The organism is Mesorhizobium sp. M8A.F.Ca.ET.057.01.1.1 (assembly GCF_003952565.1).
Lineage (GTDB): Bacteria > Pseudomonadota > Alphaproteobacteria > Rhizobiales > Rhizobiaceae > Mesorhizobium.
This window is the reverse complement of record NZ_CP034454.1, coordinates 3,235,157-3,259,550: the sequence shown is the minus strand read 5'-3', so window position 1 is coordinate 3,259,550 and position 24,394 is coordinate 3,235,157. Positions and strand designations below refer to the sequence as shown.

Here is a 24,394-nt window from a genome sequence, read left to right as displayed (position 1 = left end):
TGGATCAAAGCGTTCTCCGGTTCTCGCGATTAGCTGTTGCCCGAGTTCGACGCGCTCCGTCAGCGCTCGCGATAATGGCGAGCATCGATCAAATCGAAAGGCATCGCATGAACGAGTCCACCCTGCGACGCGCATTGCTGGTCATTGCCATCCTGGGTCTCGCCATTGGGATCGGAGCGTGGCGAACCGGGCTCGCCCCCCTTGAAGCCAACACGATCTGGACGGTGGCGACCTTGCCCGTGGTGGCGGCTCTCGCCATCTCTATCCTGCGTGATTTCTGGATAGGCCGCTTCGGCGTTGATGCGATTGCGCTGGTGTCAATGTCCGCCGCCCTGCTGCTCGGCCAGCCCCTGGCGGGGGTGGTAGTCGCGATCATGTATGCCGGCGGTACCGTGCTTGAGGATTTCGCTCGCGGCCGCGCGGAGCGGAGCCTCAAGGCATTGACCGACCGATCGCCGCGTGTCGCCCACCGAACGTCAACGCTGGGGACAGAAACCATCCCCGTCGAGGACGTGGCTGTCGGTGACGAGCTTCGGGTCCGGGCCGGCGAACTGCTTCCCGTTGACGGCATCCTGCTCGATGCTTCGGCCTCGCTCGATGAGTCGGCGGTGAGCGGAGAGCCCCTGCCGGAACGACGGAGCGCAGGGGATGCCGTGCGCAGCGGCACCGTCAACGCCGGCGAGACCTTCAACATGCGGGCTTCTGCTCTCGCGGAACAAAGCACTTATGCCGCGATCGTGCGCATGGTGGCTGCAGCGCAGACCGCTAAATCCCCGTTCATTCGCATGGCCGACCGCTTTGCCCTGTTTCTTCTGCCGGTCACATTGCTGGTTTCCGGTGCCGCCTGGTATGTTTCCGGCGACCCAATCAGAGCGCTTGCAGTGTTGGTCGTCGCCACGCCCTGCCCGTTAATCCTCGCCGCGCCCGTTGCCTTCATCGGTGGCGTATCGCGCGCCGCGCGTGCCGGCATCCTCATGAAAGGCAGCGCGGCTCTGGAGGCGCTTGCGCAAGTCCGAACCGCGATCTTCGACAAAACGGGGACCTTGACCATCGGCGGCGCCGAGCTCATCGAGATCGAAGCAGCACCCGGCCGCGACACCAATCATCTGCTGCAGCTGTTGGCATCCCTGGAACAGGCCTCGCACCATGTGCTCGCCGACTCGATCATCCGGGCGGCGCGCGGCAGGCAGTTGGTGCTTTCGCATCCGCGTGATGTCCACGAGCATCGCGGTGCCGGCCTGAAGGCCCGGGTCGACGACGTGGCTATCGTGGCGGGATCGCGGGCTCTCGTGCTCGCCGACAAGCCGTTGCCCGGCTGGGCGAAAAGCGGCGAAGAAAAATACCGGGACGAGCCCGTACTCAGGGTTTTTGTAGCACTCGGCGGACGGCTTGCCGGTGTCTTCACGTTCGGCGACGCCCTGCGTCTTGATGCGCATGATACACTCGGCAGACTGCGTTCTAACGGCATAACGCGCATGGTCATGCTCACGGGCGACGACGGCATCGCGGCCAAGCGCATCTCCGCCTTGCTCGACCTCGACGCCCTGGTCGCCGATGCGACGCCTGCCGAAAAAGTTGCGACGATCACAGCCGAGAAAGCCTCGGCACCGACTATGATGGTCGGCGACGGCATCAACGATGCCCCGGCGCTTGCGGCTGCAACGGTCGGCGTCGCGATGGGCGCACGTGGTGCCACCGCTTCCTCAGAGGCGGCGGACGTCATCGTGCTGACCGACAGGCTGCAGCCGGTTGCCGATGCGGTCCGGATTGCACGGCGAACGCGATCGATCGCCTTGCAGAGCATCACCGCCGGGCTGGCGTTGTCCGGGTTGGCAATGATCGCGGCGGCCATGGGGCAGATCACGCCGGTTGCCGGAGCGCTGCTTCAGGAAGGGATCGACGTGGCGGTTATCCTGAACGCGTTGCGCACCCTTGGCGATGGCCATCTGTGGCGCGCATAGTGGTCGAGAACAAAAAACGGTGAATTGCCATGGCACAGCAAAATCTGGTGGTTTGCAGCAAATGCGGTGGGGTCAACCGCCTGCCACCCGCCCGCAATGCCAGTGAGGCGAAATGCGGAAAGTGCGGGACCAGGCTGTTTTCGGGGCATCCCGAAGATGTTGACGCCGCTGGTTTCGATCATCAGATCGCGCGCAGCAGCCTGCCCGTTGTTGTCGACATCTGGGCACCGTGGTGTGGCCCCTGCAAGATGATGGCGTCAGCCTATGAAGCGGCGGCAAGTGAACTGGAACCGCATGTTCGCCTGATCGCACTCAACTCCGACAATGAGCAGGCTGTCGCGGCTAGGCTCGGCATCCGTGGCATCCCGACCATGATCCTGTTCCATGGCGGCCGCGAAGTCGCGCGCACATCCGGCGCGATGACGGCAGGTCAGATTGTCAGGTGGGTTCGCGACCGCCTGCCGACGGTCGCGGCCTGAAGTCGCGGCGCCAATGGATCCGCTCATCGCCCGGCTTGGACTGGCCCTCGCAATAGGTCTTCTTGTCGGCTTGGAGCGTGGCTGGCAGGAGCGGGATGCGCCCGATCGCAGTCGCACAGCTGGCATCCGGACATTCGGCATATCCGGCCTGCTCGGCGGTGTTCTCGCTGCGCTTGCCAACGCCGTCGGCGCTGTATCCGTGCTGGTCGGCGGGTTCATCGCCTTTGCGGCAATCTTTGCCTGGTACAAGGCACGCGAAGCTGCCTATGACGAGGATTTCAGCGTCACGGGCGTGATCGCGGGCTTGGGCGTTTTTGCGCTTGGGTCGCTTTCCGTCGCTGGCGATTATCGGGCTGCAGCCGCCGGAGGGGCGGCATTCGCGGCAATCCTGGCCAGCCGAGAGGTCCTGCACGGCCTGCTGAAGCGACTGACCTGGATCGAGCTGCGATCGGCGCTGATCCTGTCGGCGATGACGGCGATCGTCCTGCCCTTGCTGCCGAACCGGACGATGGACCCGTGGGGCGGTTTCAATCCTTGGGAAGTCTGGTTCCTGACGGTGCTGATGGCCTCGATATCGTTCGCCGGCTATGTGGCTGTTCGCGTTCTGGGAAATACGCGCGGGCTGCTGGCCAGTTCGCTCGCCGGTGCGATCGTCTCTTCCACAGCGGTGACCTTGGCGCTTGGCCGCAACGCCACAAATGCAACCAATCGGCTGCCGCTCGCCGGGGCGGCATCGCTGGCTGCAACGGTTTCGGTGCTCCGCGTCTGCGCCGTGGTTCTGATCATCGAGCCAGGCGTGTTCGCTTCGGTCGCTATCGCGGCGGTGGCAGCCGCGCTCGCGTTCGCTGTCTGCGGCGCATTGCTGATGGCGCGCGACAGCGGCAATGGAGAAGGCAGCGCTATTGCGCGCAATCCATTCGAGTTGGGTCCCCTGCTGCTGTTCGCACTGCTCTTCGCGGTTGTCGCCACCGCAAGCGCTGCATTGGCAGCCCAATTCGGTGGCCGTGGCTTGCTGGTTACTTCCGCGCTGGCAGGCGCGTTCGATGTCGACGTCTCGGTGCTGAGTGCCTTGCGGCTGGTCAAGCATTCGGTCCCTGTAGGGACCATCGGCCAAGCGGTGCTGGCGGCACTGGCGGCAAATGCGATCGGTCGCCTGTCATTGGCGGTATTTGCCGGGCCGATCGGGTTCTGGTTGCCGCTGGCCGGCACAACCTTCGCCGCTGCGACCGCCGGCTACGGCGCCACGTTGTTGCTTGGTCTCGGTTAGAAGCGTGGCGATCGAGCCTTCTTTGATGCGGATCAAGGGCTATGCCCAGCCACCGCTCTATGAAACTCCGTGAAAGGAGTTCGCCATGACCAGTTTGAAGGACCTCACTCCGAAATTCCGCCATGTCCGGCTGCTGTTAGCCCGTGAAAAGGGTCACCCGGAAGGGGATCGTGAAGAAGGGTACGACGTGCTCGCGCCCTTGACTGGCGAAGGCCGGATCGATGCCGAAGAGTGGAAGTCGCACAGGGCATCCTGCCGTGTTCGCCGCTTTCGTACCGGCGAGGAGGATTTGATCGGCCGGCTGAGGCGCAAGCCCGGCGGACAGTGGTTCTTCGACTACGCCGACGGCGATCGCGACGACGAGATCGGCTTTCATCTCGGCGACGAACGGTTCGTGACGGGCGAATACGTGTCGATCGAGCGCAACGGCGCCATGCACACCTATCAGGTGGCGAGGGTGGAGCGGCCCTGACGAGAAAACGTCAGGCTCACTGGGAGTAGGCCATGTCGCGACGCATCCTGATTGTGGTCGGCCATCCCGACCCGTCCCCGGACCGCCTTTGCCGCGGTCTCGCCAGGGCCTATGGCGAGGGCGCGGAGAAAGCTGGGCACGCCGTTCGACGGGTCGATCTGGCGGCGATCGATTTTCCGATGCTGCGGACAATGCAGGAGTTCGAGCACGGTTCGATTCCCGATGAGTTGAAGGACGCGGCCCAAGCGATCGTCTGGGCGGAGCACATTGTCTTTGTATTTCCGCTGTGGCTTGGGACCATGCCGGCCATGCTCAAGGCATTTCTGGAACAGGTCATGCGGCCGGGAACGGCCTTTGCCTATCCGGACAAGGGTGGCGGCTTCACCAAGACATTGCTTCGCGGCCGCTCCGCGCGCGTTGTGGTGACGATGGGCATGCCTTCCGTTCTTTACCGGCTATGGTTTCTTGGACACGGCATCGCCGGCATGAAGCGAAGCATCCTGCATTTTGTCGGCATCAGCCCGGTGCGCGAGACCTTGTTCGGCATGGTCGCCGGCGCCAGCGATGCGACCCGCGCGAAGTGCATCCAACAAATGCGAGATCTGGGAAAGCGGGCCAGATAATCCTCAACTGTCAATCACGGCACCAGGACGGCGGCGCCACTCAATCTGCCTTGCCGGAGATCGTCCAGTGCCTGATTGGCCTGTTCCAGCGGGTAGGCCTTGGTGTGGGTGCGCACCTGCGCGCGCTTGGCAATGGGGAAGAACTCCTCGGCGTCGCGGCGCGTCAGGTTTGCAACCGACAACAGTTCACGCTCTTCCCAGAGCAATTCGTAGGCCATGGCCGGAATGTCGCTCATGTGGATGCCGCCGCAAACCACCCGGCCGCCCTTGCGGACGGCACCAAGCGCCATTGGCACCAAGCCGCCCACGGGAGCGAAGATGATCGCGGCATCGAGCTGCGCGGGCGGAAGTTGATCCGAACCGCCCGCCCAGGTCGCTCCAAGCGAGCGCGCGAAATCCTGTGCTTGCTCGTCACCGGGCCGGGTGACAGCGAAAATCTCGCGGCCTTGCCAGATCGCGATCTGAGCGACGATATGGGCGGCAGCGCCGAAGCCGTAAATCCCGAGCCGCTGGCCGTCGCCCGCCTTCTTCAGGCATCGCCAGCCGATCAGGCCGGCGCAAAGCAACGGCGCTTGCGATACGGGGTCGGCATCCCCGTCGAGATCGAAGGCGAATTGCGCGTCGGCAATGACATGGCTGGCAAAGCCGCCATCGCGTGTGTAGCCCGTGAAATCTGGCTGATCGCAAAGATTTTCATGTCCTGAGGCGCAGTAAGGACAACGCCCGCAAGTGTGCCCGAGCCATGGCACACCCACTCTCCGCCCGATCCTGGAACGCGCCACGCCCTTGCCAACGGAATCGACGATGCCGACGATTTCGTGACCGGGAATCAGCGGCAATATTGGATGACGCAGATCGCCATCAATGACATGCAGATCGGTCCGGCAGACAGCGCATGCCTCGACCTTCAACCTGATCTCGCCCACCCCCGGTACGGGGTCGGATCTGTCGACAAGTTTCAACGGAGTGCCGATGTTTTCGAGCACCATTGCTCTCATGACGCGCTCCATCCGGAAACAAACGAAGCCGGTTGCGATCCACTCGTCCGCTATACCGACATCAGGCGATGGGATGCGATCCCGGCAAGCTTTCGAAAACTGCGACAAGCCACAGGCTCTTGGCGCTGCCTTGTTCTGGAGTCTATGGATCGACGGTGAACTCCGTCCACATGCCGGCACCAAAGTGACCTGGCACGTTGCAGATGAGCAGGTATTTTCCAGCCTTGAGTTCGACGGTCAATGTGCCTGATTTGCCGGGATCGAGCTCCGATACCTCGCCCTTGTCGCCGGCCTTGTCTTCGTCGACCCGGTTCTCGGCCTCAACGTAAGGAAGCGGCTTGCCCGGATCGGCCAGGTACATCACGATCATTTCGTGAACGGTGTCCTTGGAGTCATTCTTCACATTGAATGTGACCTCTCCGGCCTTCACCGCACCGGGCAAAGCCTTGATGCCCATGGTCGCCTTGGCGAGATCGAGTCCTGGCGCTGCATAAGCGAGACCCATCGGCATCTCCGTACTTGCGCCCTTGTCCCACAGCGAGATCTGTACAAGCGAAGCAGCGTGGGCAACGCCGGCACTGCCGGCCATGAGCGTTGCAGCAGCAATCCCGAGCACTGTTCTCCTCGATATGGTTTTCATGGTGATCCTCTTTCAGGACGGCAGCAGAAGCGCTCTACATCCTGGCAGTCATCCTGCTCACTGCATGACCCGCCGTCCTTGCGCCAGATCAAACTGACCGGCGCGAGCCCGATCTGCGACTCCGGCCCAAATGTCAGCCAGTTGTCAGGTTGAACGCGTTATTTCGACCAATGACGGTGAAATCGCCGTCTGACAGGACCGATCGAAATCCCACCCGCGGGCGCAACATCGGCGCCCCAATCCCGAATGGAGCCATCATGTATCGCACACTCGTCCTCGCCGCTCTCGCCGGCATGATTGCGGGACCGGCGCTCGCCGCCGGCGGCAGCTGCAGCACCGCCCCGAAATCACAGTTCAAGCCGAAAGCAACGCTCGAGGCGCAATTGACCGGCGAAGGCCTGACCGTCCGCCAGATCAAGGTCGAGAAGGGTTGTTACGAGGTTTACGCGGTCGACAAGGCCGGCAAGAAAGTCAATCTGGCTTACAATGCCGAGACCCTTGAAAAGCTCGACAATGCCGAAGCCGGCGAAGATTGATCCGAACGTTTCGATAGCCACGGACGCGCAGCCATCTCAAGAGATGGTGCGTGTCTGGGACCGGGTTGTGAGGAGTTTTCACTGGGCGCTGGTGCTCAGCTTCATCACGGCCTGGCTCACCTCCCATTCCTCCGAGGACGTTCACCATTGGGCCGGCTACACCGCTGCCGCGCTGATCGTGACTCGGCTCGTATGGGGCGTGCTGGGCACGCCCTATGCGCGGTTCTCTCAATTCGTGCACGACCCGGCGACCGTGCGCTATCTCTCGGCAATACTGAGCGGTCGGGAAGCTCGCTACATCGGCCACAACCCGGCCGGTGGCGCAATGGTGGTCGCGTTGATCGCGGCGATGGGGTCAACCGCGCTGACCGGCTGGCTGATGTCGACGGACGGCTATTTCGGCGTGTCGTGGGTCGAAGCGGCGCACAGCCTCAGCGCACACGGCTTACTAGTGCTGGTCCTTTTCCATATAGGCGGCGTCGCGCTGGCAAGCTTTCGCCATCGCGAAAACCTCGTGCGGGCCATGATCACGGGGCGAAAACGCAAAGCCGAGCCGACGGACATCGCCTGACGACCCCAATAGATCAAACCCGATTTGCGCCCTGGCCGATTTCGGGGGCGCAAGTCGGTCGCTCCTTGTTCAACATGGCCCTGGAAGCGCGCGATGCGACATGGGCGTAGCGGACAAGATAAGAGCAGGCATTGGTGCGGCGACCAGAAACCGGAACACCAACGCCACTCTTTCTATTCAGCAACCGCTTATTGACCCGCATCAAAGCTGTCAGTCCTGTCTTCCTATCTATTGCCTCCCATCAGAGCCTTCAGATTGGGGAGAGCATCATGACCACGGCTGATTTCAACATCCCGGTTCCGAAAGTCACGACCGCAGCGCCAACGAAACTTCGATTGGGGTCCCTTACCGCATTGGTGATCGGCTCGATGGTAGGTTCCGGCGTGTTCAGCCTGCCGCAGAATATGGCAGCTGGTGCTGGTCCCCTCGCAATTCTGATTGGCTGGGCGATCACCGCGGTCGGCATGCTGGCGCTGGTTTTCGTCTATCAATCGCTTGCGACCCGCAAGCCTGAGCTCGATGCCGGGCCCTATGCCTACGCCAAGGCCGGCTTCGGCCCCTTCATCGGCTTCACCAGCGCCTGGGGATACTGGATCAGCGCCTGGGTCGGCAACGTCTCCTACGCGGTGATCGTGTTCAGCGCCCTGTCCTATTTCTTTCCGTCCTTCGGCGACGGAAACACCTGGCAGGCGGTGCTCGGCGCTTCGATCCTGCTGTGGCTGATCCACGTCCTGGTTCTCGCCGGTATCCGGCAGGCTGCCATCGTGAACCTCATCGTCACGGTTGCAAAGATTGCTCCGATCGTCCTGTTCGTCGGAGTTGTTGCCGTTGCTTTCAAGCTTCAGGTCTGGTCTCTCGACTTCACCGGTCTCGGCAATGCCAGCCTCGGCTCGATCACCGCGCAGGTGAAAAGCACCATGCTGGTGACGCTCTGGGTGTTCATCGGCATCGAGGGCGCCAGCGTCTTCTCTGGTCGGGCCGAACGCCGCAAGGATATCGCCATGGCGACAGTACTCGGCTTCGTCACTTGCCTCGCGCTTTATGCCCTGGTGTCGTTGCTCTCGCTTGGCATCCTGAGCCAACCGGAACTTGCCGCGCTGAAGAACCCATCAATGGCGGGTGTCCTGGAGGCGGTTGTCGGCCCCTGGGGCGCCATCCTGATCAACGTCGCGCTTGTCGTGTCCGTGGTGGGCGCCTTCCTCAGCTGGACGCTGCTGGCCGCCGAAATCCCGCATGTTGCCGCCAAGGATGGCACGATGCCCAAATTCTTCGGCCATGAAAGCTCGCGTGGCGTGCCTTCGACCTCGCTTCTGATCACCAATCTGCTCGTCCAGGCCTTCCTGGTGATTACGCTTTTCGCCCAAAGCACCTACCAGGCGCTGTTCTACATCGCCTCGGCGGCGATCCTGGTTCCTTACATCTTTTCCGGAGCCTACGCGGCCAAGCTCGCGTTGACGGGAGAGAGCTACGCGAGCGGCGAGCAGCGCGCCGGTCCGCTTTTTGCGGGGTTGCTGGCGACGGTCTACGGTTTGTGGCTCGTGTACGCAGCAGGACCTGCATACTTGTTCATGTGCGCGATCCTCTATGCGCCCGGTATTATCTTCTACATCTGGGCGCGCCGCGAAACTGATCAGCGTGTGTTCCATACTGCCGAAGCGGCACTCGCCGGAACCCTCATCGCTGTCGCTATCCTCGCCGTTTACGAGATGTGGACCGGCGCCATCAGCCCGCTGTGAGAGGATTGGCGTGATGACAAGCCTGGGTGTCCATTCCGAGGTCGGCCGCCTGCGCGAGGTGATGGTCCATCGCCCGGACCTCAGCCTGCGCAGGCTGACGCCGGAGAACTGCAAGGCGCTGCTTTTCGACGATGTGTTGTGGGTCAAGCGCGCCCGTCAGGAACACGATGTCTTCGTCGACGCGTTGCGTGAACGTGGCGTACTGGTGCATTCTTTCGGTGAGCTCCTGGCTGAGACAATGAGCCTGGCCAAGGCCCGCGACTGGCTTCTCGACCGCCGGGTCCATCCCGGCGTCGTCGGGCTCGACATGGTCGACGAAATGCGCGGATGGCTCAACGAGATGCCGCCGGAGCAACTGTCGTCTTACCTTGTAGGCGGCATTGCCCGGGCGGAGCTTCCTTTCGAACCCAAGGGGCTGACCGGAAGGACGCTCGTGCCTCAGGATTTCGTGCTGCCGCCCTTGCCGAACCAGCTGTTCACCCGCGACAGCTCCTGCTGGATCTACGGTTCTGTTTCGGTCAATTCCATGTACTGGCCGGCTCGGCGCCCTGAAGCGGCCAATGTCGAAGCCGTCTACCGCTTCCATCCCCGCTTTCGCGAGAGCGGTACTCCTTTCGTGTCGACAGACTTGGGCACGGGCACCAGCCTTGAAGGCGGCGATGTCATGCCGATTGGAGGTGGATCGGTCCTCGTCGGCATGGGGGAGCGCACCACGCCGCAAGCGGTAGGCGATCTGGCCCGCAAGCTGTTCGCAGCCGGTGAGGCCACGCGCGTGATTGCCGCACTGATGCCGCGCGACCGCAGTTTCATGCATCTCGACACCGTCTTCACCTTCTGCGATCGCGACCTCGTCACCTTGTATCCGCCGGTGGTCGACCGGTTGCGCACCTTCTCCCTGCGGCCGGGCGATGGAGAGGCGGCGGTCGAGGTCACCGATGAGGCAAAACCGTTCACGGCCGTGGTTGCCGAAGCTCTTGGACTAAAATCGCTGCGCATCATCACCACCGGCGGCGACCGATACGAGGCCGAGCGCGAGCAATGGGATGATGGCAACAATGTCGTCGCGGTCGAGCCTGGCGTGGTCATCGGCTACGACCGCAACGTCTACACCAACACGCTGCTGCGCCGCGCCGGGATTGAAGTGATCACGGTCGAGGGCGCGGAGCTCAGCCGCGGCCGTGGCGGCGGTCACTGTATGACCTGTCCCATTGTCCGCGATCCGATCTGACCAGAGAGGAATTCCCGATGTCCATCAATCTTCACGGCCGTTCCGTCCTTACCCTGGACGATCTCACTGCGGAAGAGATCCGGTTCGTTCTCAAGCTCGCCGCCGATCTCAAAGCGGCCAAGCTTGCCGGTCACGAAATCCCGCGGCTTGTCAGAAAGAACATCGCCCTGATCTTCGAAAAGGATTCGACGCGCACGCGGACGGGGTTCGAAGTGGCGGCCTATGACCAGGGTGCCCATGTCACTTACTTCGGCCCCACCGGCAGCCACATCGGCCACAAGGAATCCATGAAGGACACGGCGCGCGTACTCGGCCGCATGTATGATGCGATCGAGTATCGCGGCTTTGGCCAGCACCAGGCCGATCTGCTTGCCGCGCATGCCGGCGTGCCGGTCTACAACGGTCTCACCGACGAGGCGCATCCGACACAGATCCTCGCCGACCTCATGACCATGCGTGAATTCACGCACAAGCATCTATCGGACATGACCGTTACCTTCGTTGGTGAGGGTCGGGACAACGTCGCGCTGTCGCTGGCACTTGGAGCTACCAAGGTCGGCATAGACATGCGCATCGCTTCCCCGAAGGAACTCTGGCCGGACGAGAAATTCTGCGCCCATGTCCGGGAGCTGGCGCAGCGCAGCGGCGGCCGCTTCCGGCTCGATGAAGACGTGACGGGCTGCGTCCAGGATGCTGATTTCATCTACACCGACGTCTGGATGTCGATGGGCGAGGACAAATCCGGCTGGGCCGAGCGCATTCGCCTTCTGACGCCCTACCGCGTTACCAGCGAAGTGATGGCTGCCGCCGGCAACCCCCACGTCAAATTCATGCATTGCCTGCCGGCATTCCACGACACCGATACCGAGATCGGCGCCTTCGTTGCGAAGGAATACGGTATCGACTGCATGGAGGTTACCGACGAGGTGTTCGAGTCGGCTGCGTCGATCGTCTTCGACCAGGCGGAGAACCGCATGCATACGATCAAGGCCTTGCTCGTCGCCACGATCGGCAACTGAGATGCTTATCGTCGTTGCGCTCGGCGGAAACGCACTGCTACGCCGTGGAGAACCGATGACGGCCGGGAACCAGCGCGCCAACATCGTGCGCGCTGCGGCTGTATTGGCCAAACTCGTCGGCGAAGGGCACTCGATCGTAGTCACGCACGGCAACGGTCCGCAGGTGGGACTTCTGGCCCTGCAGGCAGCAGCCACTTCGGATGGCCGGACATTTCCACTCGACGTGCTCGGCGCCGAAAGCGCAGGCATGATCGGTTACGTCATTGAGCAGGAACTCGGCAACCTCCTCAAAGAGAGGCTATTTGCGACCCTGCTGACGCAGGTGAGGGTCGATCCCCATGATCCGGCTTTCGCTCATCCGACGAAGCCAATCGGCCCGGTCTACGATCAGGCAACGGTCCGCGGGCTTGCCGAGGAACGCGGCTGGCAGATTGCGCCCGATGGCGACAAATGGCGCCGTGTTGTGCCCTCGCCCAAGCCGCTGGAGATCCTGGAAGCATCCGTGATCTCGTTCCTTGTCGAACACAGTGTGATCGTCATCTGCACCGGCGGCGGCGGGGTTCCGGTGATAGCCCGATATGATGGCAGCCTTTGCGGCGTGGAGGCGGTTATCGACAAGGATCTGGCAAGTTCGCTTCTTGGGCGTCAATTGAAGGCCGACATGCTGCTGATGCTGACTGACGTCGACGCCGTTTATGTCGACTACGGAACAGCGACTGCCCGGGCGCTCCGGCGCGTGAGCTCCGGGGAAATATCTGAAAGAAATTTTCCAGCGGGCTCTATGGGGCCGAAGGTCCGTGCCGCAATCGAGTTCGCTAAAGCAATGGGCAAGCCTGCCGCCATCGGCAAGCTGGATGATGCCGTCAAAATTGTCAAAGGCGAGTGCGGAACGTGGTTCGAAGCCGGCGCGCCGCTTCACCCGTGATATCGATGCTTTCAACCGGACGTCCGCTCCGTCCTAAGTAGTTTCCCGTAGGGATATAACCGAATTTCGCGACGAGCGGATTCGCGCGATTGCTGTGTCACGGAACAACCGGGAAAACAGCCATGCACGCCTACACAGCCTCCAGAATTTCATTGTCGTCGCATTCTGCTCAGCCAAGCCTGCCGGACGCTTTCGACCCCGCGCCTCTGCAGCCGGTCAGCTTTTTCCCGCCGGCGCGGAAATCTATGCTCAGGGTGAGAAGGCCGGTGCCTTCTATCAGGTGGAGTTCGGCGCCGTGCGCATCTACCGCCTGCTTGCCGACGGCCGCCGGCAGATCAGCGCCTTTCACCTGGCTGGAGAGACATTCGGCTTCGAGGCTGACACGACACATCATTTCTTTGCAGAGTCAATCAACGCCACCGCTGTCCGTGTCTTGCGACTCACTGCCGGCGCGGACATATCGCGCCAGCTGCTGCCCTTGGCGCTCAAGGGTTTGACCCGGGCCCAGGAACACCTTCTGGTTCTCGGTCGCCAGAACGCCATCGAACGCGTGGCTGCATTCCTTGTCGACATGGCGGAGCGCCAGGGCGGCTTGCGGCAGGTGGAACTGCCAATGTCGCGTATGGATATCGGTGACTATCTCGGCCTCACCATCGAGACCGTGTCACGGGTCTTCACCCGGCTGAAGGACAAGGGCGTCATCCGCCTCCTCAACCTGCGCAGCATCGAAATCGTCAAGCACGACGCGCTCCATTGCATGAGCGAATGACCAGACATCGTCGAACGGTGGCACGGAGATATCCAAAGGAAGCCATATCCACTTGGTTCCGCGGCATCCGGCCATTCAGAAAAACTCAGGATTAGAGTTCCACCCATGTCCACGAACGGCGCAATTACCACACGTACTGGATTTCGTTTCGAAGTACGCCTTGCTCGGCCCGAGGACGAGCCAACCCTGGCGGAATTCTTCACCCATGTGACTCCGGAAGACCTGCGCTTCCGCTTCCTCGGCGCCATGAAGGAAGTTTCGCATGAACGGCTGGTGGCGATGACGCGTTCAGACGACGCGCATATCCATAATTTTCTGGCCTTCTCGACCGACGGGATGCTGATCGCCGTTGCGACGCTGGCAAGCGATCGTGCCGACCGAACCGGTGAGGTCGCGATCTGCATTCGCGCGGATCGCAAGCATCTGGGCGTTGGCTGGGAGTTGCTTGCCTATATCGCGAAATATGCCGAAGACCTTGGCCTCGAAACCATCGAGTCGATCGAGAGCCGTGAGAATCGTGCCGCGATCGAGGTCGAGCGCGACATGGGTTTCACCGTCACGACCGATCCCGACGATGCAACGCTTGTTCTGGTTCGGCGGGAGTTGGGGGCGCGATCAGAAGCTTAGCTAACGCGGTCCTTCGCGGGCCATTGTGGACGCGGCAGATCGAAAGACGAGCATTTCCGCGGCCACAGCTCTTTCTTCATCCGCTGGAATGACAAGGACATCGACGCGGGAAGTCCCATTGCTGACCACCTCGTCGCCTTCTCGGTTTCGCTCCTCGTCGAGACCGACTCCAAGCCAGGCAGCGGCAACGCAAATCCCCTCCCGGATCAACGGCGCGTTCTCTCCGATGCCGGCCGTGAACACCAGCGTGTCCAGTCCTCCCATGGCAGCGGCCAGCGATCCTATCTCACGTCCGATTCGATAAACGAATAGATCGACAGCCTCGGCGGCGGCGGGATCCTCTGAGGCGATCAGCGTTCGCATATCACCCGATATTCCAGACACACCGAGCAGGCCCGATTGCTCGTACAGAAGCGTGACCAGTTCGTCCGCAGACAGTCGCCGTTCCTGCAGCAAATGGAAGATGACGCCTGGGTCGAGCGCGCCGCAACGCGTGCTCATCACCAGGCCGTCGAGCGTCGAAAACCCCATCGTCGTGGCGACGCTTCGTCCGGCGTCCATGGCGCACAGGCTGGCGCCGCTGCCGAGATGGGCAACGATCGCGCGACCGCCGGCGCGCGCACCGTATCGGTCACGCAGCTTCGCAGCGATGTGGCTGTAAGACAGCCCATGAAAGCCGTAAGAAACGATGCCCGCGTTAGTCATCGCGCGCGGCAGCCCATAAATTTTGGCGTGCTCCGGCCTTGTTGAATGAAACGCTGTGTCGAAGCACCCGATCTGGAGGGCTTGCGGCAATAGTTTAGCAGCCAGCGCGACAATCTCGAGATTGATCAGTTGGTGGATGGGCGCCAACGGCTCGAGCAGGCGCAGTGCTTTGAGCGCGCGGTCGTCGAGCAGCGTCGCTTCGGTAAAGTCACGCCCGCCGTGAACGATCCTGTGCCCTACCCTGTCGATCCGACGCAGGAGATCGTTTTCTGCGAGCACGGATGCAACCGCCGCGAATGCCTTCGCCATATCGATCGGTGCTTCGCCCAAGCTCCTGTCGATCTTGGGCCTGCCGGCCGCGACCTCGACACGCAGCCGCGGTTGTTGACCGAGAGAGGAGACATTGCCGCGCAGCAGGGGGAGTTCGCCTCGTCGCTCGAAGACGGCGAACTTCAGGCTCGAAGAACCGCCGTTCAGGACAAGGACCGCATCGGTCATGAAGCCATCCGATATGTTGCCGCCCCTATGCGCTTGCGAACGGGCATCCGCTCAAACTGGACGCTTCGGCGCCGCATCAGGATCCTGTTCCCACTTCCACGCAAGGATCTCCGGCATATCCTGCCCATGGGCGCGAATATAGGCTCGATGTTCAAGCAGCTTGCTGTCCATCGTCTGCTTCAGGGCGACCCGCATGTTCTTCAATCGCGGAACCCAGTCGAGGACGCTTTTGACGATATGAAACCGGTCGAGGCCATTCAACACCGTCATGTCGAAGGGTGTCGTGGTCGTGCCCTCCTCGTTGTAGCCGCGGACATGGATGTTGTCATGGTTGGTGCGTCGATAGGTCAGGCGGTGGATCGTCCAGGGATAGCCGTGATAGGCAAAGATGACCGGCTTGTCGGCGGTGAACAGCGCATCGAAATCTCGATCCGACAGACCGTGCGGATGATATTCCTTTGGCTGGAGTGTCATCAGATCGACGACGTTGACCACCCTGATCCTGAGATCAGGAACCTTTTGCGTGAAGATCTGCACTGCAGCTAGCGTCTCGAGGGTTGGGACGTCGCCAGCGCAAGCCATCACGACGTCGGGCTCAGCGCCATCGTCTGTTGACGCCCAGTCCCAGACGCCGATCCCTGCCCTGCAGTGAACGATTGCTTTGTCCATCGACAGCCACTGCCAAGACGGCGGCTTGCCGGCGACGATGACGTTGATGCGGTTCCACGTCTGCAGCACGTGGTCGGTCACGCAGAGCAAGGTGTTGGCGTCCGGCGGCAGGTAGACCCGCACGACATCGGCCTTCTTGTTGAGAGCGACGTCGATGAAGCCGGGATCCTGATGGCTGAAGCCATTGTGTTCCTGATGCCAGACATGGCTCGACAACAGATAATTCAGCGATGCGATCGGCCGCCGCCAAGGGATGTCGCGGCAGGCATCCAGCCATTTCGCATGCTGGTTGAACATGGAATCGACGATGTGGATGAACGCCTCGTAGCAGGAAAACAGGCCATGGCGCCCGGTGAGCAGGTAGCCCTCCAGCCAGCCCTGGCAGGTGTGCTCGGAGAGGATTTCGAGGACCCGGCCATCACGCCCGAGATGAACGTCTTCGGGCAGGATTTTTTCCATCCAGCCACGCTCGGTCACTTCAAACACGTCCTGAAGGCGGTTTGAGGCAGTCTCGTCCGGGCCGACGATCCTGAAGTTCTTCGAGGCCTCGTTCAACTGCATGACATCACGCAGGAAGCTGCCCATGACCCGCGTCGACTCGGCCTTGATGGCGCCAGGGCGCTCGAGCGCAATCGCGTGATCTTGCAACGCCGGCAGATCGAGAGACCTGCGCAGTAGGCCGCCATTGGCATGCGGGTTGGCGCTCATCCGTCTTGATGCCGCCGGTGCCGTGGCGCTGATCGAGGCGACAGGAGCGCCGGCGGCATCGAACAGCTCTTCGGGGCGGTAGCTTTTCAGCCACTCCTCAAGCAGCTTGAGATGGGCGGGGTTCTCCGCAAGACCTGACAACGGAACCTGGTGGGACCGCCAGAAGCCCTCGGTCTTTAGGCCGTCAACCTCTTTCGGCCCCGTCCACCCTTTGGGGCTGCGCAGCACGATCATCGGCCATCTCGGCCGTGACGCGGTCGCCGCAAATCCGTTGCGTGCCGCATGCTGGATAACCTGGATGCGATCAAACGCATCGTCGAGGACGCTCGCCATTCGCTCATGCATAAGGGCCGGCTCATAGCCCTCCACGAACAACGGCTCGTAGCCGTAGCCAACGAACAGCGACCGCAATTCGTCTTCGGGAATGCGGGCCAGGATGGTCGGATTGGCAATCTTGTAGCCGTTCAGGTGCATGATCGGCAGAACAGCCCCGTCGCGCGCGGGGTTGAGGAATTTGTTGGAATGCCATGCAGTGGCGAGTGGCCCTGTTTCCGCCTCACCGTCACCGACAACACAGGCAACGACCAGATCGGGATTGTCGAAGGCGGCGCCATAGGCATGCGAGAGCGAATAGCCCAGCTCGCCGCCCTCATGGATCGAGCCGGGCACGTCTGGTGCGGCATGGCTCGGGATGCCGCCGGGAAACGAGAACTGCCGGAACAGTTTGCGCATTCCCTGCTCATCCATCGAAATATCGGGATTTAGCTCACTATACGTGCCCTCGAGATAAGTGTTCGCCACCATTGCCGGGCCGCCATGGCCGGGGCCGCAGATGTAGATCACATTCGTGTCCCTGAGGCGGATGACGCGGTTGAGGTGCGCGTAAATGAAACTTAGACCCGGCGACGTTCCCCAGTGGCCGAGGAGACGCGGCTTGACGTGCTCCAGCCGCAACGGTTCGCGCAGCAGCGGATTGTCGAGCAGATAGATCTGGCCGATCGTCAGATAGTTGGCGGCGCGCCAATAGGCATCAATGTCGCGCAGCTGGCGCTCTGAAAGCCGGTCGCCGGAAGCTGGTATTGTCGTATGCTCGGTCATGTCCGGCTCCCATCGCCTGTTAGCGCCCTGTCGCCTGAACTGCGACATGAGCCAGTGTTCGTCGATCTGCAGCGAATGGACACCAACGCGCTCGCGCGCGTTCAGTTCATCGCTTCGCGGCCCCTCGCGTCCTTGTCCTCAAGCGCTCTGCGCACGCGCCTGACCACCGCTGCGCGACCTCGTTCGTCAGCTGCAGCGCTGACCGCCTCATTGATATCGAGGAGAAGCTTTGAAAGGTCATTGTGCCAGTCGAGGCGGGCAATCTTTTCCGGCTTCAGACGGCGGGGCTCGTTGATCTCGACCGGCAAACTGCGACCGGGGGTCAATTGGAAAGCATCGTCTAGCCTCGGGATAATGATCTTGTCGTCGGGTATCAGTCCTGCAAGCCTGCCACGCAGGCCGTTGAGTCCAGCCTCCTCGCCATGCGTCAGGAACACCTGCTGCCTCACCGGAGTTCGGGCCCTGAGCCAAGCGACCAGTTCACTGGCGTCGGCGTGGCCGGAATAGAGGTCGAACAGGCTGATGTGTGCCTTAACCTCGATTTCCGCACCCTGGATGCGCACGCGCCGCGCCCCGTCGAGCAGTATTCTGCCGAGTGACCCCTGGGCCTGATATCCGGCCATCATCACCGTCGCATTCCGGCGCCAGAGATTGGCCTTGAGATGATGGCGGATACGCCCGGCGTCGCACATGCCGCTGGCGGCGATCACCACGAAGAAACCGCTCAGGCGGTTGATCGCCTTGCTCTGTTCCACCGTCTCGGTGAAGCGCAGTTGCTTCGAGTTGAGGGCCTGACGCAGCACGTCACCCTGTTCGATCTCGTCGGCATGCCGCTCGAAAATCGCACTGGCACGCGTCGCCAGCGGCGAGTCGACGAAGACTGGAGCCGTCGGCACGGCACCGGTCGTCATGAGCAAATACAGATCAACCAGCAGTTCTTGCGTCCTCTCGACAGCAAAGGACGGTATGATGAGGGGACCGCCCGCCTCGGCGACGCCACGCACGATGTCACCGAGATGGGATCGCCGCTGTTCGGGCGAAACGTCCGGCCGGTCGCGGTCGCCATAAGTCGATTCGCAGATCAGATAGTCGACGTCGGCGGGCCCCTCCGCATCGGTCTGAAGCAGCTTGTGGCCCGGACCGATGTCGCCCGAAAATATGATGCGCAGCGGCGCACCGTGTCGGTCGATCTCCAGCTCGACAGATGCCGAACCGAGTAGATGGCCAGCGTTCCAGAAGCGGATGCGGAGACCTTCGGCGACGGTGGTCCATTCGCCATATTCCAAGGCCCGAAACAATGTCATGCACGCGGCGGCATCCTGCTGACTGTAGATCGGCTCGACGGGCGGGCGCCCGCGCTGCGCGTTGCGACGGTTCAGGTGCTCGACCTCCATTTCCTGGATATGCGCCGAGTCCGGCAGCATGACCGAGCAAAGATCAATGGTGGCGCGGGTCGTATGGATCGGACCAGAAAAGCCCCGTTTCACCAGTTTCGGCAAGAGGCCGCTATGGTCGATATGCGCATGCGTCAGAATGACGGCGTCAATCGCTTCCGGTGGGAACGGGAACGCACCATAGTTCAATTCCCGTTCGGACTTCGACCCCTGGAATAGGCCGCAGTCGATGAGGATGCGCGAATGCGGCCTCTCGATCTCATAACATGAGCCAGTGACGCCATGGGCCGCGCCGTGGAAACGCAGGATAGGATCAGTGTCGCCTTTCATCTCGCCACAACCTAATGCGACAGCAGAACAGGCAGGCGCAGATCCGCGAGAATGCGTTCGGTGGCACCGCCAAGCACGAAGTCCCTGATGCGGGAGTGACCATATCCGCCCATGACAAGCAGGTTGCCGCCGATCTTGAGAGCATGCTCCTGAAGCGCCGTTCCGATTGAACTGTCCCCTGCCTGGATAGAGACGGCCTCGGCCACCAGACCACGCATCCTCAAGCCCAGCGCAAGGCGTTCGCCGATGCCCTGCCCCGGAAGCGGCTTTTCGTCGGTCACGGTCACGACGGTGACCATCGAGGCACGTTCGAGAAAAGCCCGCGCGTCGGCAACAGCCCGTGCAGCGACTCGGCTGCCGTCCCAGGCGATAACGACATGTCCAAGGACCTCGATGTCTTGGGAGTCGGGAAGAAGCAGGGTCGGTCGACCCGAGCTGAACAGTATCGCCTCGGCTAGCATTCGCGCCGTCTGTTTGGCAGGCGCCCAGCCCACCAGACAGACATCGAAATAGCGGGAGTGGTTTGCGGCAACATCGCCCATCAAGGCCGGTGGTGCGGTCAACTCCTGCGTGGTGAGGGTCACACCCCCGCGCGCGGCCTCTTGGGTTACTGCCTTGAGCAGGTCTTTGCCACGTTTGCGGCTGGTCGCCTCGACCTCTTGTATCTTGTAGGGAAGGTCCAGCAAGTACTTTGAGAGCGCGTTCGAAACGTCGGGGATGTCGACATTGATGGCAACGACATGCAGCGCCGCGTCGATCTGCTGGACGAGAGCGACCGCGTTCGCTGCGATTCTCGAGGAACTCGCGTCTGGATAGGTCGCCAAGGACAGAGATGCCATCAACTTCATCGGGATCGTCTCCATCGTCGGACGGCTCACTGCCATCCTTGGCAACATCCTGTAGTTGCAAAGGGCGAGGCGAGCTTTGACCTAGCGCAAATGCTGCCCGTCAATCGTGAATTCGTAATTTACAGCTTCATCGATCCCGGGGAGTTCGAACAGATTCAAGTTTCTGACCCCGCTGATCGGCGGGTCTATCGCAGGATCAGAAATAGAATAGAAGCAGAGCTTTCGTGTGCAGTTTTTGCACACGATCTCCCATAACTATCTGATTTTACTTATTTGTCCGCCCCATCCATCATCGGCGCAATGGCGAGTCTATGCTCTTGATTCTTCAGCATTTTTTCTTAATATCAATTCGTTGGTCGCAATCGCGGCTGCGCCACTTTACGCCAAAATACGACCCTTTTCGCCACGTTTCGATCTGTCAGGGCACACGGAGCGCACACGAAAAATGGCCACCTACACAAAACTCTCGTCCGGCTCCTGGCGTGTCCGGGTCCGTCTGCGCCGAGACGACGCACGGCGCTGGGCAAACCGAAACCGAGCGCCAGGTCGATCGCGGTGAGACGCCGACCAAGTCCCGCATAGCGCGCCTAAAGACGTTCGGCGACCTCATAGACCTTCATATCGACGACATGTGCGATGTAGGCAAGTCCCCTCGCCGCTCCAAGGCCGCAGCCCTGGATATGCTGCAGAGGCATTTGGGGAAGTGCAGCATCGCGTCTCTCGATCGCGAACGGCTCATTCGATTTGGTCGTGATAGAGCCACCCAAGGTGGCTGTCCGATGACCCTCGGCATCGACGTTGGCTTTGTAAAACTCATTCTGGCTCATGCCGCTGCGGTTCACGGTCTACCAGTCAGGGTCGAACCGATTGATCTGGCGCGTATCGCCCTGAAGAGGCTTGGCCTCGTTGGGAAGGGCAACGAACGCGACAGGCGGCCGACGCAGGATGAACTTGACAGGCTCGCCAACCCAGAAGTTCGAAAAGCTTCCAGGAACCCCAGCCAAACTCATGCCCTGTCGACATATTTGTTTTCCGTCCTGACCGCATCTGCATCGGGACAACATTGGCCGAAATTGCCTCAGCGGCGAATGGCCGTCATGTACGCTGTTGTTTCTTTCTCACTCCGCTTTTATGCCAAGGGTCGGTCGCTGCCTCAAGTCGAGATCCTCGGTTTGCTGCTGCAGACCAACTAGAGCTGCAGCCATCGCCCGGTATCGCCTGCAATCGGCACATGCTGCCCGAATGGCATGCATCGTCCCAAGGTACGAAACCCGCCGGCGGAGCCAGCGGGCTTGAGTACGGGGTGTCTATAGTCAACTTAGAAACTTCGTCGATGCCGCCAGCCTGACTGTCGCGGTATCAGTCGTCACCTCCGCCACCGCCGCCGCCGTCTCCACCGCCGTCTCCACCGCCGCCGCCGCCACCACCGCCACCACCGCCACCACCTTTACCGCCCTCGCCACCCCCGCCGCTGTCGCCCGCTGTATGCTCGCCGCTCTGATGGTCGCTGCTGTCATCACCGGAGTTCTCAGCCTGATCGTCGTCACCCTGCTGCTGGCCGGCGGTGACGCTGTCGTCACTCTGGTCGCCGTTGCTGGCTTCATTTTCGACCGCATTATCATCATCCTGCACGCCGGTGCTGGCATCCTGGCTGTCGCCATTTGATGCGGTGGCGGTCGCAGTACCACCATGATCGGAGACCTGGCTTGCAAATGCACTCGCCGTCATGAGAACGCCCAGCACACCTACCGAGGACGCCAACAACAAGGGAAATTTTTTCATCGATTCCTCCAATACAGCTTGCCACCCCGATGTGAGCGATTCGATTTTATCGGTCCGCGTATATTACCATGCGCTTAAATACACCGAAGAAACTTTAGCGACCGCTAAAGGTGAGAGCCCTATCGTGAGCGTGCTCGGGCCCGGCGGGCACCGCAGTCCCTCGCAGTCGCTGTTGCTGGCTTGTCCAACAAAGCTACCAACTGCGGCAGCCAGAACACGTCCGGCGAACGTGCCCGCGAAGGCGGCTACAATGAGAACGCGATGCATGAGGCCTCCTTTCAGGTGATGGGGGAAGTTGCAATGCGATGGGTATTTCGACCCTCAGGCCACAACGGCTTGCGGCCGTCACCGGTACGGAATAGCGAATCCAACCTGACAACAGGCTGACAGTCATTCTCGGGTATCGCCGGCCACGTTTGGCTACCGGTAACGACTTTTCGACCAAAGGCGGGGTAATTTCAGACGCGCCCAAGACAGATCACAATAATTTCGGACTTGCGCACGATCTCCTCGAAGGAAGTCGCCGAGGCGGCGCGATAGCCGCTGCCCTGGTTATAAGGGACGGCTGGAGTCGAGCATCGGATGAAATGTCTGCTTCCAGCCAACGGATAAGCTCGCCCCTACGGCTGACCAACAGGCATAAGGCTGCCGTTCAGGACTTGAGCGCTTGTCCTGGGGCTGTCAAGGCGCGGGTGCCAGATGTCGATGCCTCGCACCCTATCCCAGAACCGAATCTAGTGTCCCATAGTGTTCATAAGCATCCGCTATCGCGCTCGATGAGCAGGTGATGAACGTAAGCGGAGAGATGATCCCTCTGACGTCGGGGATGACGGTGAGCGTGGAAATCAAAACCGACAGCCGCCGTGTGATCGACTATCTGCTCTCACCACTCGCCAAGGTAGGCTCAGAGGCTTTCAGGGAGAGATGACGCAAATGGTGGAACTTGCAAGTTCAGCGCGGGACCTGGGCCCGGCGCGGACGAATCCATCGCGCATCACAGTAGGGCAAGGGCGCACAAAAAACCCGCCGCGGCCGTCGCGGACGCAGCGTCGAGTTCAAGACAATCCAGCACCTAGCGCCGTAGCGCGTGTATGCTCGCCATGCTGTCGCTGCCCATCGGCAATGCCATGTCATCGTCGAGAAGCCGCGTGATCCGGGCAAAGCCGATGAACGCCTTCCTTGCTTCCTCTGGCGACATCTGTCCCGACAGGGCGGCCGAGCAGCAATTCAACGCGCACTGATACACTGGCCCACGTCGTCCCGTCGGCCATTTACGCAAGAAAACCATCGCCTCGGCGACACTATCCACTTCCTCTACAGGATGCCCCTGCCCGCGCGATATCCGCACGGGCGAAAAGAAATGCAGGTAGTCCATTGTTTCCTCCCGGTCGATCGAGATGCGCTCGGTCGAACCAAATGAAACGCGCCGCCCGTCGGTTGGTTCCACGCGGAAAACTGAATTTTTGAAGAATTTTCCAACCGGATGCGGCCCTCCGCGGTACAAGGCGGGATGTTTGCTTATACCGTTGGAAAGTGGCACGCCACCTTGCGGCCGGGCCTATACTCGTTCAACTCGGGCCGCTCTGTACGGCACCGCTCGACCGCTATTGGGCATCGGGGATGGAACCGGCAGCCGGATGGCGGGTTGAGCGGGCTGGGTACATCGCCCGTGAGGATAATGCGCCTGCGCGTCCCGCCGGGCGTCGTCTCCACGACGGGAACCGCCGAGATCAGCGCCTGGCTGTAAGGATGGGCGGGGGCTGAAAACACCTCTTCCGCTGGTCCCTCCTCCACGATCGAGCCGAGATACATGACCGCGATGCGAGTCGAGACCTGGCGCACTACGGACAGATCGTGGGCGATGAAGACATAGGTCAGGTCGAGCTTCTCCTGCAGGTCGGCAAGCAGGTTGACGATCTGCGCCTGTACGGACACATCGAGCGCCGAGACCGGTTCGTCGAGAACGACGAGGTCGGGATTGAGGGCGATGGCGCGCGCGATGCCGACACGCTGGCGCTGCCCGCCCGAGAATTCATGGGGGAAGCGCATGACATGGTCCGGCAACAATCCAACGAGGTCGAACAGTTCCGCGACGCGGTTGGTGATCTCGCGCGATGAAAGCTTGCCGTGGATACGCAGCGGTTCGGCCACGAGGTCGCCGACGCGCCGGCGCGGATTGAGCGAAGCCGACGGGTCCTGGAACACCATTTGCAGGCGCCGCCGCAGCGGCCTCAGTTCAGACAGCGACTTCGACGTGATGTCGTCGCCTTCGAACAGAAGCTGACCGTCCGAAATGTCGTAGAGCCTGACCAGGCAGCGCGCCAGCGTGGACTTGCCGCATCCGGACTCCCCGACCAATCCGACGGTTTCGCCGCGCCGCACCGTCAGCGAGACATTGTCGACCGCGTGGACGGTTCGCCTGCCTTCGGCTGAAAAACGCGTGCCGATCGAGAAGCGCTTGCCGAGCGAGCGTGTTTCGAGGATTGGGCGGTCTTTGTCGATCATCGGTCC

General features: G+C 61.5%; 22 protein-coding genes and 1 pseudogene. 14 read left to right on the top strand and 9 right to left on the bottom strand.

Annotated features, from left to right (window positions below; all coding sequences use genetic code 11):
• Positions 1–107: 107 nt before the first annotated feature.
• The 5 genes from EJ077_RS15205 to EJ077_RS15185 all read left to right on the top strand — a co-directional run bounded on the left by EJ077_RS15205 (position 108) and on the right by EJ077_RS15185 (position 4,802).
• Positions 108–1,961 carry a heavy metal translocating P-type ATPase gene (locus tag EJ077_RS15205; RefSeq protein ID WP_208702822.1) on the top strand — a complete coding sequence of 618 codons (1,854 nt, stop codon included), beginning with the start codon at positions 108–110 and terminating at the stop codon, positions 1,959–1,961.
• A gap of 29 nt (positions 1,962–1,990) precedes the next feature.
• Positions 1,991–2,440, top strand: coding sequence for a thioredoxin TrxC (gene trxC / locus EJ077_RS15200; RefSeq protein ID WP_208702821.1), 450 nt, complete (start codon positions 1,991–1,993; stop codon positions 2,438–2,440).
• A 13-nt stretch (positions 2,441–2,453) separates the two neighbouring features.
• Positions 2,454–3,707 (top strand): MgtC/SapB family protein, encoded by a 1,254-nt coding sequence (locus tag EJ077_RS15195; protein WP_208702820.1) that lies wholly within the window; start codon positions 2,454–2,456, stop codon positions 3,705–3,707.
• Positions 3,708–3,792: 85 nt separating this feature from the next.
• Positions 3,793–4,179, top strand: a complete 387-nt coding sequence (locus EJ077_RS15190) for a hypothetical protein (RefSeq protein ID WP_172231105.1) — start codon at positions 3,793–3,795, stop codon at positions 4,177–4,179.
• Positions 4,180–4,211: 32 nt separating this feature from the next.
• Entirely contained in the window at positions 4,212–4,802 is a 591-nt protein-coding gene (locus EJ077_RS15185; protein WP_208702819.1) for an NAD(P)H-dependent oxidoreductase, read from the top strand.
• Between the two features lie 14 nt (positions 4,803–4,816).
• On the opposite strand, the gene EJ077_RS15180 is transcribed toward EJ077_RS15185, so the two are convergent.
• Complete coding sequence (locus EJ077_RS15180; protein ID WP_208702818.1) at positions 4,817–5,800, bottom strand: zinc-dependent alcohol dehydrogenase family protein; 984 nt, start codon at positions 5,798–5,800, stop codon at positions 4,817–4,819.
• Positions 5,801–5,942: 142 nt separating this feature from the next.
• Positions 5,943–6,440, bottom strand: coding sequence for a cupredoxin domain-containing protein (locus tag EJ077_RS15175; RefSeq protein ID WP_208702817.1), 498 nt, complete (start codon positions 6,438–6,440; stop codon positions 5,943–5,945).
• A 257-nt stretch (positions 6,441–6,697) separates the two neighbouring features.
• On the opposite strand from EJ077_RS15175, the gene EJ077_RS15170 reads away from it, so the two are divergent.
• From EJ077_RS15170 to EJ077_RS15135, 8 genes and pseudogenes are all read left to right on the top strand, one after another.
• On the top strand, positions 6,698–6,976 hold the full coding sequence (locus EJ077_RS15170) for a PepSY domain-containing protein (protein ID WP_208702816.1): 279 nt from the start codon (positions 6,698–6,700) through the stop codon (positions 6,974–6,976).
• Positions 6,954–7,547: a cytochrome b/b6 domain-containing protein gene (locus EJ077_RS15165; RefSeq protein ID WP_367142389.1), complete on the top strand. Its 594-nt coding sequence runs from the start codon at positions 6,954–6,956 to the stop codon at positions 7,545–7,547. The genes EJ077_RS15170 and EJ077_RS15165 overlap by 23 nt, the downstream gene beginning before the upstream one ends.
• Before the next feature lie 134 nt (positions 7,548–7,681).
• On the top strand, positions 7,682–9,283 hold the full coding sequence (gene arcD, locus EJ077_RS15160) for an arginine-ornithine antiporter (protein ID WP_245458781.1): 1,602 nt from the start codon (positions 7,682–7,684) through the stop codon (positions 9,281–9,283).
• Between the two features lie 13 nt (positions 9,284–9,296).
• Complete coding sequence (locus tag EJ077_RS15155; RefSeq protein WP_208702815.1) at positions 9,297–10,511, top strand: arginine deiminase; 1,215 nt, start codon at positions 9,297–9,299, stop codon at positions 10,509–10,511.
• A gap of 17 nt (positions 10,512–10,528) precedes the next feature.
• Complete coding sequence (gene argF / locus EJ077_RS15150; RefSeq protein ID WP_208702814.1) at positions 10,529–11,530, top strand: ornithine carbamoyltransferase; 1,002 nt, start codon at positions 10,529–10,531, stop codon at positions 11,528–11,530.
• A gap of 1 nt (position 11,531) precedes the next feature.
• Entirely contained in the window at positions 11,532–12,455 is a 924-nt protein-coding gene (gene arcC / locus EJ077_RS15145) for a carbamate kinase (RefSeq protein WP_208702813.1), read from the top strand.
• 122 nt (positions 12,456–12,577) lie between these two features.
• A pseudogene (locus EJ077_RS15140) lies at positions 12,578–13,224 on the top strand (helix-turn-helix domain-containing protein).
• A 105-nt stretch (positions 13,225–13,329) separates the two neighbouring features.
• Positions 13,330–13,851 (top strand): GNAT family N-acetyltransferase, encoded by a 522-nt coding sequence (locus EJ077_RS15135; protein ID WP_208702812.1) that lies wholly within the window; start codon positions 13,330–13,332, stop codon positions 13,849–13,851.
• On the opposite strand, the gene EJ077_RS15130 is transcribed toward EJ077_RS15135, so the two are convergent.
• The 4 genes from EJ077_RS15130 to EJ077_RS15115 form a co-directional block, all read right to left on the bottom strand.
• Positions 13,852–15,054, bottom strand: a complete 1,203-nt coding sequence (locus EJ077_RS15130) for an acetate/propionate family kinase (RefSeq protein ID WP_208702811.1) — start codon at positions 15,052–15,054, stop codon at positions 13,852–13,854.
• 51 nt (positions 15,055–15,105) lie between these two features.
• Positions 15,106–17,529 (bottom strand): phosphoketolase, encoded by a 2,424-nt coding sequence (locus EJ077_RS15125; RefSeq protein WP_208702810.1) that lies wholly within the window; start codon positions 17,527–17,529, stop codon positions 15,106–15,108.
• A gap of 101 nt (positions 17,530–17,630) precedes the next feature.
• On the bottom strand, positions 17,631–19,253 hold the full coding sequence (locus EJ077_RS15120; RefSeq protein WP_208702809.1) for an MBL fold metallo-hydrolase: 1,623 nt from the start codon (positions 19,251–19,253) through the stop codon (positions 17,631–17,633).
• A gap of 11 nt (positions 19,254–19,264) precedes the next feature.
• Entirely contained in the window at positions 19,265–20,137 is an 873-nt protein-coding gene (locus EJ077_RS15115; protein WP_245458753.1) for a universal stress protein, read from the bottom strand.
• A 275-nt stretch (positions 20,138–20,412) separates the two neighbouring features.
• On the opposite strand from EJ077_RS15115, the gene EJ077_RS32085 reads away from it, so the two are divergent.
• Positions 20,413–21,294 (top strand): hypothetical protein, encoded by an 882-nt coding sequence (locus EJ077_RS32085; protein ID WP_208702807.1) that lies wholly within the window; start codon positions 20,413–20,415, stop codon positions 21,292–21,294.
• 166 nt (positions 21,295–21,460) lie between these two features.
• Here the strand turns inward: EJ077_RS32085 and EJ077_RS15105 are convergent, their stop codons facing one another.
• The 3 genes from EJ077_RS15105 to EJ077_RS15095 form a co-directional block, all read right to left on the bottom strand.
• On the bottom strand, positions 21,461–21,883 hold the full coding sequence (locus EJ077_RS15105) for a hypothetical protein (protein ID WP_208702806.1): 423 nt from the start codon (positions 21,881–21,883) through the stop codon (positions 21,461–21,463).
• Between the two features lie 1,072 nt (positions 21,884–22,955).
• Positions 22,956–23,258, bottom strand: coding sequence for a DUF982 domain-containing protein (locus EJ077_RS15100; protein WP_135918485.1), 303 nt, complete (start codon positions 23,256–23,258; stop codon positions 22,956–22,958).
• Positions 23,259–23,401: 143 nt separating this feature from the next.
• Entirely contained in the window at positions 23,402–24,388 is a 987-nt protein-coding gene (locus tag EJ077_RS15095) for an ABC transporter ATP-binding protein (RefSeq protein ID WP_208702805.1), read from the bottom strand.
• Positions 24,389–24,394 lie beyond the last annotated feature (6 nt).